The sequence below is a fragment of the Streptomyces sp. NPDC002125 genome (assembly GCF_053593715.1).
The window spans coordinates 386937-396384 of sequence record NZ_JBSFDD010000005.1 but is presented as its reverse complement, the minus strand read 5'-3'; the positions used below and the strand labels follow the sequence as shown (position 1 = coordinate 396384).

Genomic DNA, 9448 nt, shown 5'->3' with positions numbered 1-9448 from the left:
ACGCCCGGTTACATTCCGAACCCGGAAGCTAAGCCTTTCAGCGCCGATGGTACTGCAGGGGGGACCCTGTGGGAGAGTAGGACGCCGCCGAACAATTATTCCGGGAAAGCCCCGTGCCCTTGTGGCACGGGGCTTTTCTGCGTTCTGAGCGTCTAGGGTCGAACCATGCGCTACGAACTGGTCATCTTCGACAACGACGGTGTGCTCGTCGACAGTGAGCCGATCTCCAACTCCATCCTGGCCGGCTACCTCACGGAGCTCGGTCACCCCACCTCGTACGAGGAGTCGCTCCGCGACTACATGGGGGCCGCCATCCACCGCGTCCACGACCTGGTGGAGGAGCGGACAGGCCAGAAGCTGCCCGACGACTTCGACGAGGAGCTGCACAGGCGGACCCTCGAAGCGTTCCAGGTGGAACGGCTGGCCATCGTCGACGGGGTCGAGGAGCTGCTGGGCGAGCTCGTCGCCGATGGGGTGGCGTACTGCGTCGCCTCGTCCGGAAGCCACCAGAAGATCGCGGCCGGGCACCGCAACACCGGGCTCGACCAGTGGTTCGAGGACGAGTGGGTCTTCAGCTCCGAGGACGTCGGGCGGGGGAAGCCCGCCCCGGACCTGTTCCTCCACGCCGCCGAGCGGATGGGCGTAGCCCCCGACCGGTGCGTCGTGATCGAGGACAGCCCGCTCGGTGTCGAGGCGGCTCGCGCGGCCGGCATGGACGTGTACGGATTCACCTCGATGATGCCTGCGGACCGGCTCGTCGGCGTGACCGGGCACTTCTCCGACATGTCGCAGCTCCCCAAACTTCTCGCCTGATCGATCTACCCAGCGGTAGATCCGAGCTCTACGCTCGCGGCCATGACGGATGCGCGGTTGCGGTACGGCAGAGCCTCACTCGCCCTGAGCTTCCTGGTGCAAGGGGTGACGTTCGCTCTGCTCGTGACGCGCATCCCCGCCATCCAGGACCGGTACGGGATATCCGACGGGCTGCTGCCCGTCTTCCTGGCCGCCGTACCTGTCCTGGCCGGGGCCGCCAGTGTGGCCACCGAGAAGGTGGTCGCCCGGGTGCGGCCCGGGGTCGTGCTCAGGTGGGCGCAGCCCGTCGTGATGCTGGCCCTGCTCGCCGTGGGTGCCGGCAGCGAGCTGTGGCAGGTGGCTCTCGCGCTGGGTGTCTTCGGGCTGGCCGTGGGCGCCCTCGACGCCTCGATGAACATGATGGGCGTCAGTCTCCAGCGTGCGTACGGGCGCAGCATCATGCTCGGGTTCCACGCCGCCTACAGCCTTGGCGGGATCGCGGGGGCGTCGCTGGCCTGGGCCGGGGCGCACTGGGATCTCTCGCTGCTGGTGTCCTATCTGCCCGCCGTTGCCGTGCTGCTGCCCGCGGTCTTGATCGGGAGCCGGTGGTACGCGGAGGGAAAGGGCGGGGGCGTTACGGCAGTGGAGCCGGGTGGCCAGGGGCAGGGTGCGTCCGTGCCGTTCAGGCTGCTGATGCCGCTCTGTCTGGTGATGGCGTTCGCTTACATCGGGGACTCGACGGTCTCCAACTGGAGCGCGAAGTATCTGCAGGACGTGCTGGGCAGTTCGGAGCAGCTGGCGACCGTGCCGTACAACGTCTACATGGTGACCACGCTGCTGGGGCGTGCCGTCGGTGACCTCGGGGTGCGCAGGTTCGGGGCGGTGGCCGTGGTGCGGGGCGGGAGTGTGGTGGCCGCCCTGGGGTTCGCGGTGGTGGCGGTGGCGCCGGGGGCCTGGTGGGGGATGCTCGGCTTCACGCTGCTCGGGCTCGGGCTCTGTGTGATCGTGCCGCAGACGTTCGCCGCCGCGGGGCGGATGTTCCCGGGGGCGAGCGATGTGGCGGTCGCCCGGCTGAATGTCTTCAACTACGTGGGTTTCCTGGTCGGGTCGCCGCTCGTGGGGGCGCTCGGCGACGCGTGGAGCTATCGCGGGGCGATGCTCGTGCCCATGGTGCTGGTCCTCGCGACGCTCGTGTACGCCCGGTCGTTCGGCGCGGAGCCCGCCCGATACGGTGGCGGGCATGAGCGGGCGCGCGCAGCTGATGTGGGATGAGGCAGTAACGGGATACGACTTCGGGTCCAGCCATCCGATGGACCCGGTCAGACTGGCCCTGACGATGGGGCTGGTGCGGGCGTTCGGGCTGGACGGGGCGGTGGATGTGCGGTCGGCGAAGCCGGCGGGTGACTCCACGCTGCGGCTGGTGCACCGGGGGGACTACCTGGATGCCGTGCGTGCCGCGTCCGTGGACCCCCGGGCCGCCGACCAGTCCTACGGTCTGGGGACCGTCGACGATCCGGCGTTCGCCGGGATGCACGAGGCGTCCGCGCTCATCGCGGGGCTCTCGGTGGGTGCCGCGGAGGCGGTGTGGCGGGGGCGGAGCGCGCACGCGGTGAACTTCACCGGCGGGCTGCACCACGCGATGCCCGGGGCGGCCTCGGGCTTCTGTGTGTACAACGACCCGGCGCTCGCGATCGCGCGGCTGCTGGAGCTGGGCGCCGAGCGGGTGGCGTACATCGATGTGGACGTCCACCACGGGGACGGGGTGCAGGCGGCGTTCTGGGAGGACCCCAGGGTGCTGACCGTGTCGCTGCACGAGCATCCGCGCACGTTGTTCCCGCAGACCGGGTGGCCGGAAGAGACCGGTGCCGGGGCGGGTGAGGGCGGTGCGGTGAATGTGGCGCTGCCGGCGGGGACGGGGGACGCGGGATGGCTGCGGGCGTTCCACGCGGTGGTACCTGAGCTGCTGGCGGACTTCCGGCCCCAGGTGCTGGTGACGCAGCACGGTGCCGATACGCATTTCGAGGATCCGCTGGCCCATCTCGCCGTGTCCCTGGACGCGCAGCGTGCGGTGATGACGGCATGTCATGAGCTGGCCCACGCCTATGCGGAGGAGGGGCGCTGGGTGGCGCTCGGCGGGGGCGGTTACGCGGTGGTGGATGTGGTGCCGCGGTCCTGGACGCATCTCGTGGGGATCGCCGCGCACGCTCCGGTGGACCCGGAGTCGGTGATCCCGTCGTCGTGGAGGGACGAGGTCTACGCCCGTACGCGGCAGTTGGGGCCGGCTCGGATGACGGACGGGCGTACGCCGTCCTGGAAGCCGTGGGAGGACGGGTACGACCCGGCGGACCGGCTGGACCAGGCGGTGCTGGCGACCAGGCGCTCGGCGTTCCCGCTGCGGGGGCTGCTGGCCTGAGGGAGGGTCACGGGCATCCCCCGGGGCCGTTACGCCAACGGTGGTGCGGTTGTGGGTTTCCCGCCCGGCGGCGTGGTCCTTGCGGGAGCATCGGGAGGGTGTTGAGCACCGGAGCGCTGCGCGCTCATCTGCTGGCGGCCCGCCTGGCCGGGCCTGTGGCCACGCCGCGGGAGACGAGTCTGCGGAGTTATCGGCTGTTCGCGGCGAGAGACCCCCGTGTGCTGCTCGGGCTCGATCCGGAGCGGGTATGGGGAGAGCCCGAGCTGTTACGGCTGATGGCCGACAAGTGCGGTGTCTCGGACGATCCCGGTCATGTGTCGGGGCCCGATGTGATCGATCCCGAACGGACGCTCGCGGCGCTGGACGCGTTCGCGCGGTGCCTCCGGCGGGCGGTCGAGAGACGGGCTCCGGTGCTGTTCGGCACGGGTCATCCGCACCGGCTGCTCGGGTTCTACGCCGGGCTGGCAGACGCTTTGTCGGCGGCAGGGTGCGCGGTGCTCACTCCCGCGCAGGGGCGATGTGTCGACATAACGACCCGGTTCGGCGTACGCACGTACAACCTGGACTACGTACAAGGTGTCGCGCTGGTGCGCGAACCGGGCGTGCGGCCCCCCGGGGGTGCCACCGGCGCGCACACCCACTCGCCGCTGCCGGTTCGGGCCGTGCTGGAGGAGGCCGTGGAGAGCCAGGGGGTGCTGCCGGAGCTCGTGGTGGGGGACCACGGATGGGTCTGCGGAGCAGGTCAGCTGGGCATTGAGGCCATCGGTCTGGCAGATACGGATGATCCGGCGCTGTTCGTGGGTGAGGCGGAGGGGCGGGTGTCCGTCGCCGTTCCGCTTGATGACGCCGTGCGGTCCGACTACTACCGCCCTCTTACTCGGTATGTACTCAATCGGGCGTGTCTGTCACAGTAGGCGGCCGATCGTCTCACCTCTTCCCCACTCGCATCACCCGCCCCTAATCTGGGGAGTGAGCGCACAGCGACGAAGAGTCACCGGAGGGGAAGCCGGTGCGCGTCTCGTGCGGAAGGTACAGGTGGGTCATGGCTGCTGACAGCGAGAGGCCTCTCAACGAGGTCAAGTTTCTGACCGTGGCGGAAGTCGCGTCGGTCATGAGGGTGTCGAAGATGACCGTGTACCGGCTGGTGCACAGCGGTCATCTGCCGGCGATCAGGGTGGGAAGGTCCTTCCGGGTGCCGGAGCAAGCGGTTCACGAGTATCTCCGTGAGTCCTTCGTGGGGGTGGAGTCAGCCTGAGGTTGCCCTCGGATTACGCCCCTCACGCGGTGGCGGGTAGGCTAGGCCGACGTAGGTCGTGTGGGCCCAGACGCCCCGCACCAGTGAAGATGAAGTAAGCGAGGGTAGTCGTGGGCTCTGTTATCAAGAAGCGGCGCAAGCGGATGGCCAAGAAGAAGCACCGCAAGCTGCTCAAGCGCACGCGCGTTCAGCGTCGCAACAAGAAGTAAGCGAACGCAGTTCGTGAATCCGAGGCCCTTCCGCCGTCCTGGCGGGAGGGCCTCGGTGCGTTTCCCGGGCCGTTCTCCGGGCCCGTGACCAGGGCCGGAAGTGTGTGCGTTCCGGTGGTATTCCGTCATCGGTTCGGTAAAGGCCGCCTGGGGTCATCACAGGGCAACGTCCACCGACTACCGTGACGGCCAGGGGAAGACCCCGCTCGGTGATCGAACGACGGAAGGCGCTGATCTTGGGGAAGATCGTGCTCGTCACAGGCGCGGCCCGGCAGCTCGGTGGCCGCTTCGTGCGGCGCGTCCAGCGCGATCCCGGTGTGGACCGGGTGATCGCCGTCGACGCGGTCGCGCCCTCGCATCAGTTGGGTGACGCCGAATTCGTCCTGGCGGACATCCGGCAGTCCGCGATCACCCGGGTCCTCGCCGAGCATTCCGTCGACACGGTCGTGCATCTGGACGTGTCGGCGAAGGCGAGCGGTGCCGGTGGCCGGACGACGGTCAAGGAGACCAACGTCATCGGCACGATGCAGCTGCTGGGTGCCTGCCAGAAGTCCCCGACGGTGCAGCGGCTCGTGGTGAAGTCCAGTACCAACGTCTACGGCTCCGCTCCGCGCGATCCCGCGGTCTTCACGGAGACGACGCCGCCCAAGTCCCTGCCCAGCGGCGGCTTCGCCAAGGACGCGGTGGAGGTCGAGGGGTACGTGCGCGGATTCGCGCGACGCAGGCCGGACGTGGCGGTGTGCGTGCTGCGGTTCGCGAACATCCTGGGCCCCGAGCCGGACTCGCCGCTCGCCGACTATCTGGCGCTGCCGGTGCTGCCGACGGTCTTCGGCTACGACCCCCGGCTCCAGTTCGTGCACGAGGACGACGTCGTCGACGTACTGGAGATCGCCTCGCGTGAGCCCCGGCGGGGCACGCTGAACAGCGGCACGTTCAACATCGCGGGCGAGGGGGTGCTGCTGCTCTCGCAGTGCTCGCGGAGGCTGGGGCGGCCGACCGTGCCGCTGCTGCTGCCGGCCGTCACCTGGGTGGGCTCGGCGCTCCGCACGATCGGGATGACGGACTTCTCGCCGGAGCAGATCCGGCTGCTCACCCACGGCAGGGTCGTCTCGACCGTCCAGATGCGGGAAACGCTGGGCTTCCGGCCGAAGTTCACCACCGCCGAGACGTTCGCGGAGTTCGCGCGGAGCCGGGGCCCCGGGCTGCTGCCTCCGGAGCGGGTGGGCAGGGCGGTGGGCCGGCTGGCCGAGCTGCCGCTCGGCCAGGGAGCGGCCGGTACGACACATTCGACGCACGGCGCCAGGTAGAGGAGCGCGACCGACGATGGCGGACGCCAAGGTCATTCCCTTCGACGACGACCGTTCGCGCTCCGGCGCGGGGCGGCGCAGAGGTGTGCCGCCGGGCGGCGGCCGGGTCCAGGTGCCCGCCTCCGCCGGTCCGGCGCCCGTGAGCGCCCTGCCGGGCGGGCAGGTGCCCGAGGGGGCCGCCGAGGCCGCCTCTGGGGACGACAGGCCTGCCCCGGGGAGCGGCTGGGAGCGTCGCGTCGCGGGCGGGCTGGCCTTTCTGCGGAGGCGGCTCACGGGTGATTACGAGGTCGACGAGTTCGGCTACGACGAGGAGCTGACCGACCAGGTCCTGATGTCGGTGCTGCGGCCGCTCGCCGACACGTACTTCCGCGTCGAGGTGAAGGGCATCGAGAACATCCCGTCGGACGGCGGGGCGCTCATCGTGGCCAACCACTCCGGGACGCTGCCGCTGGACGGGCTGATGCTCCAGGTCGCGGTGCACGACAACCATCCGGCCGGACGGCATCTGCGGCTGCTCGCGGCCGATCTGGTCTTCATGCTCCCGGTGGTCAACGAGCTGGCCAGGAAGGCCGGTCACACCCTGGCGTGCTCGGAGGACGCGGAGCGGCTCCTCCAGGCCGGCGAGGTCGTGGGAGTGATGCCGGAGGGCTTCAAGGGCATCGGGAAGCCGTTCGGTGAGCGGTACAAGCTCCAGCGCTTCGGGCGGGGCGGCTTCGTGTCGACGGCGCTGCGGGCCGGGGTGCCGATCGTGCCGTGCTCGATCGTGGGTGCCGAGGAGATCTACCCGATGATCGGCAACTCCAAGACGCTGGCGCGGATTCTGGGGATTCCGTACTTCCCGATCACGCCGACGTTTCCGTGGCTGGGACCGCTGGGCGCGCTGCCGTTGCCGACGAAGTGGACCATCCAGTTCGGGGAGCCGATCCCCACGGACGGCTATCCGCCGGAGGCGGCGGAGGACCCGATGCTGATGTTCAATCTGACGGACCAGGTGCGGGAGCAGATCCAGCACACGCTGTACAAGCTTCTGGTGCAGCGCCGGTCGGTCTTCTTCTGATCCCAGGGCGGTGACCGCGTGACCGAGGGGGCCGCCCGGATCGGACGGCCCCCTCGGTCGTGCGCACGTGCTTACGGCTCGACGTCCTCGCCCTCGATGCCCAGGCCGGGCAGCAGGCCGGGGAGCAGCGGGGGAAGGGTGACGTCCGGTGCTGCGGACGAGCCGGAGCTGCCGCCCGGGGACGACGGGGTGGTGTCGTCCGACGGGAGGTCGTCCAGCAGTCCGTCGCCCGTGCCGCCGCCGAGCAGGCCGTCGGACGAGCTGCTGCCGGAGCCGGAGGGCTTCGGCGAGGAGCTCGTGGAGGCGCTGTCCTCCGGGGCCGAGGAGGCGGAGGGCGCCGTACGGCCGGGGGCCGACGAGCCGGGCTCGCCCTGGCGGGAGTCCTCCGCGGGTGCGTCCCCGGTGGTGCCCGGGGTGCGGGGCAGCAGGGACTTCAGCGGTGCGACTTCCTGGTCCATGGCCTCGAAGACGGAGCTGACCTTCTCGCCGATGTCGTTGAGCTGGACCGGCAGCCGGTCGCGGAGGCTGCTCCAGGCCGCGCGGTGCGAGCGCGAGAAGGAGTCCAGGGTCTGGATGGGGCCGATGGCTCCGTCGCGCTGGTAGGCGCTGTGGAGCAGGCGGTGGCCCTCGGTGGCGTCGTGGGACACGCCGTTGAGCGTGCGCCTGATCTCGCCGATCGATTCGTGGTCCAGCTCCCCCGCGCGGGCGCGCTCCATCAGCCTGCGGGCCTCGCCGAGGCGGGTCGACGCCTGGTCGAGGTAAGCCTCACCCTTGGCGGCGTCGCCGTCGGCCAGGCCGAGGCTGATGTCCTCCATGCCGCGCTTGAGCGGGTAGAGGGAGTCACCGGGCAGGGCGTCGGAACTGGCAGCGGCCACACCGCCGAATGCTCCCGCGGCCACACCGACCGTGAGCCCGCCCGCGGTGAGGCCCTTCGCCCAGCGGGAGCGGGGACGCAGCCTCCGGATGGGGGAGGCCCGGTGGGCTCCCCTGCTCCGCTGTTCGGGCACCGTAGGGCCCGTGGACGCACCGCCTTCGGCGAACATGGTCTCCATGGCCGCGAGGAGCTGCGCTCGCTGCACCACTTTGACCTCGGGATCGAATTCCGGCTCGGGTAGCTCACCGAGGCCGTTCGCCAGGGCCAACAGCTTGCCGTGGTCGGCCGGTTGGGCCGGGTCCTCGGGCTGTGCGGCCGCCGCACCCTGGGGGGACTGCTCGTCCAGGGCCTGGGCGAAGGCGTTCGCCCGCCGGTGTGCCGAAACGTTTGCGATCACTGGCGGCACCTCCTCTCGTCATGACGGTCGACTCCCCTGAGGGTTCGGAAGGTTGCCCCACCGGAGGTGTTTCCACACGAACGAGCGAGCGGAAACGGTCTGGCGTGGCGACAGGGGGCCTGCATCCGGCACAACGAGTGGCGCGGCAGTTGGGTTACGGACTGAGGATGATCCGATCGGTGTGTCACGAACACGTCACGGATGGTGACATCAGCGGGCGTCGTCGGGCAGAAGACGTGCGAGTGTCCGCACGGCTCGGTACTGCAAGGTTTTGATCGCGCCCTCGTTCTTTCCCATGACGCGGGCGGTCTCGGCGACCGAGAGGCCCTGGAGGAATCGCAGGGTGACGCACTCCTGCTGCTGCGGGTTGAGCCGGCGTACGGCTTGCAGCAGTGCGGCGTTGGAGAGGGACTCCAGGACGGAATCCTCCGGGCTCCGCGCGACCTCGTTGGCGTCGAGCATTTCGCCAGTGGTCACTTCCAGTCGGAAACGACTGGATTTGAAGTGGTCGGCGACAAGGTTCCGAGCGATCGTGACCAGCCAGGCGCCGAAGTCGCGGCCCTGCCAGGTGAAGGTGGAGATGCGGCGGAGCGCGCGCAGGAACGTCTCGCTGGTGAGGTCCTCCGCCGTGGCCTTGCCTCCCACGCGGTAGTAGATGTACCGGTACACGGTGTCGCTGTACTGGTCGTACAGGCGGCCGAAGGCCTCGGCCTCACCGGCCTGCGCGCGCTCGACGAGATCCATCATGCGCGCGCTGTCGCTGTCGGCTGTCGGCCGGCGGACGGGAGCCGACGACGCAGCGGTCGCGGCACCGCGGCTGCTGCGTCTTCCGACGGCGGCGCTGCGTTCGGCCAGCGCGTAGCAGGGGCCGGCAGGTACAGGGGTGGCAAATTGGGGGACGGCGTACGCGGTGGGGACGAAGCCGCGCAAGAGGTCGAGGACCGTTGCGCGCAGCGTAGCCAGGCCCGAGGTGTCAACCCCGACGTGTGGGTACACGGGACTCCCAGAGGCAGAGCTTCCATCACGTGCAGTTCGAAAACCGTCACTCGTGGTAGCGGGTGGCGGGCTCCTTGTGCGTCTGAGGAGAATAACGCTTCGTACAGGCCGTGCTACACCCAGTTGCTCAAATCATCGATTACGTCGC

General features: G+C 69.9%; 10 protein-coding genes and 1 rRNA gene. 9 read left to right on the top strand and 2 right to left on the bottom strand.

Features of this window, described 5'->3' with window-relative positions; genetic code table 11:
- The 9 genes from rrf to ACWCQM_RS12460 form a co-directional block, all read left to right on the top strand.
- A 5S ribosomal RNA gene (gene rrf / locus ACWCQM_RS12500) occupies positions 1–93 on the top strand; the annotation flags it as partial.
- A 72-nt stretch (positions 94–165) separates the two neighbouring features.
- Positions 166–813, top strand: a complete 648-nt coding sequence (locus ACWCQM_RS12495; RefSeq protein WP_450915260.1) for an HAD family hydrolase — start codon at positions 166–168, stop codon at positions 811–813.
- Between the two features lie 42 nt (positions 814–855).
- Positions 856–2064, top strand: coding sequence for an MFS transporter (locus tag ACWCQM_RS12490; RefSeq protein WP_450915259.1), 1209 nt, complete (start codon positions 856–858; stop codon positions 2062–2064).
- On the top strand, positions 2033–3205 hold the full coding sequence (locus tag ACWCQM_RS12485; RefSeq protein WP_450915258.1) for an acetoin utilization protein AcuC: 1173 nt from the start codon (positions 2033–2035) through the stop codon (positions 3203–3205). Before ACWCQM_RS12490 ends, ACWCQM_RS12485 begins: the two co-directional genes overlap by 32 nt.
- Positions 3206–3303: 98 nt before the next feature.
- Positions 3304–4119 (top strand): phosphatase, encoded by an 816-nt coding sequence (locus ACWCQM_RS12480; RefSeq protein WP_450915257.1) that lies wholly within the window; start codon positions 3304–3306, stop codon positions 4117–4119.
- 128 nt (positions 4120–4247) lie between these two features.
- The gene (locus tag ACWCQM_RS12475) at positions 4248–4460 is read left to right on the top strand and encodes a helix-turn-helix domain-containing protein (RefSeq protein ID WP_158070919.1); all 213 of its coding nucleotides are present in this window, start codon (positions 4248–4250) and stop codon (positions 4458–4460) included.
- A 110-nt stretch (positions 4461–4570) separates the two neighbouring features.
- Positions 4571–4669 carry a 30S ribosomal protein bS22 gene (locus ACWCQM_RS12470; protein ID WP_003948845.1) on the top strand — a complete coding sequence of 33 codons (99 nt, stop codon included), beginning with the start codon at positions 4571–4573 and terminating at the stop codon, positions 4667–4669.
- Positions 4670–4905: 236 nt separating this feature from the next.
- Positions 4906–5976 (top strand): NAD-dependent epimerase/dehydratase family protein, encoded by a 1071-nt coding sequence (locus tag ACWCQM_RS12465; RefSeq protein WP_450915272.1) that lies wholly within the window; start codon positions 4906–4908, stop codon positions 5974–5976.
- Between the two features lie 16 nt (positions 5977–5992).
- Entirely contained in the window at positions 5993–7033 is a 1041-nt protein-coding gene (locus tag ACWCQM_RS12460) for a lysophospholipid acyltransferase family protein (RefSeq protein ID WP_450915256.1), read from the top strand.
- Positions 7034–7104: 71 nt separating this feature from the next.
- Here the strand turns inward: ACWCQM_RS12460 and ACWCQM_RS12455 are convergent, their stop codons facing one another.
- Both ACWCQM_RS12455 and ACWCQM_RS12450 read right to left on the bottom strand, forming a co-directional pair.
- On the bottom strand, positions 7105–8304 hold the full coding sequence (locus ACWCQM_RS12455; RefSeq protein ID WP_450915255.1) for a DUF5667 domain-containing protein: 1200 nt from the start codon (positions 8302–8304) through the stop codon (positions 7105–7107).
- Positions 8305–8514: 210 nt separating this feature from the next.
- Positions 8515–9300 (bottom strand): ECF subfamily RNA polymerase sigma factor, BldN family, encoded by a 786-nt coding sequence (locus ACWCQM_RS12450; RefSeq protein WP_450915254.1) that lies wholly within the window; start codon positions 9298–9300, stop codon positions 8515–8517.
- Between the last annotated feature and the right edge of the window lie 148 nt (positions 9301–9448).

Excerpts from the sequence above, each read along its gene's own strand:
- ACWCQM_RS12495 (WP_450915260.1), top strand. The coding sequence starts at position 166 with ATGCGCTACGAACTGGTCATCTTCGACAACGACGGTGTGCTCGTCGAC.
- ACWCQM_RS12485 (WP_450915258.1), top strand. The coding sequence starts at position 2,033 with ATGAGCGGGCGCGCGCAGCTGATGTGGGATGAGGCAGTAACGGGATAC.
- ACWCQM_RS12460 (WP_450915256.1), top strand. The coding sequence starts at position 5,993 with ATGGCGGACGCCAAGGTCATTCCCTTCGACGACGACCGTTCGCGCTCC.
- ACWCQM_RS12475 (WP_158070919.1), top strand. The coding sequence starts at position 4,248 with ATGGCTGCTGACAGCGAGAGGCCTCTCAACGAGGTCAAGTTTCTGACC.
- ACWCQM_RS12490 (WP_450915259.1), top strand. The coding sequence starts at position 856 with ATGACGGATGCGCGGTTGCGGTACGGCAGAGCCTCACTCGCCCTGAGC.